The 278-nt window shown below is 31.7% G+C and carries 1 protein-coding gene; it reads right to left on the bottom strand.

Annotation, left to right across the window (positions count from 1 at the left end; genetic code table 11):
- Positions 1–50: 50 nt before the first annotated feature.
- A partial coding sequence (locus tag ACSG5Z_RS32715; RefSeq protein WP_435713018.1) for a DUF4878 domain-containing protein occupies positions 51–278 on the bottom strand: 228 nt, incomplete at its 5' end.

Here is a 278-nt window from a genome sequence, read left to right as displayed (position 1 = left end):
GAAGAAGATTGAGGTAACAAAAAAACGGCCTAGAATTCTAGACCGTTTTTTTATGATTTACTAATTTTCCAACCATCATCCGTTTTCTCTAGTTCAATTACGATTACTTTTTTTGGATTTTCTTTATATACAGCATCAACAGTTACTGTAGCAATTTCATTTTTCTCTTCAACTTTTCGAATTTTATAGCTTTTAAGATCGTTGCTAACTGATTTCATTAGAACTGCATTTCCGCCTACAAAAGCAACAATTTTCTTTGCTTCAGGAGTGAATAACTC

The organism is Bacillus pretiosus, assembly GCF_051294775.1.
Taxonomy (GTDB): Bacteria; Bacillota; Bacilli; order Bacillales; family Bacillaceae_G; genus Bacillus_A; species Bacillus_A wiedmannii.
This window is presented reverse-complemented; position numbering and strand designations above follow the sequence as displayed.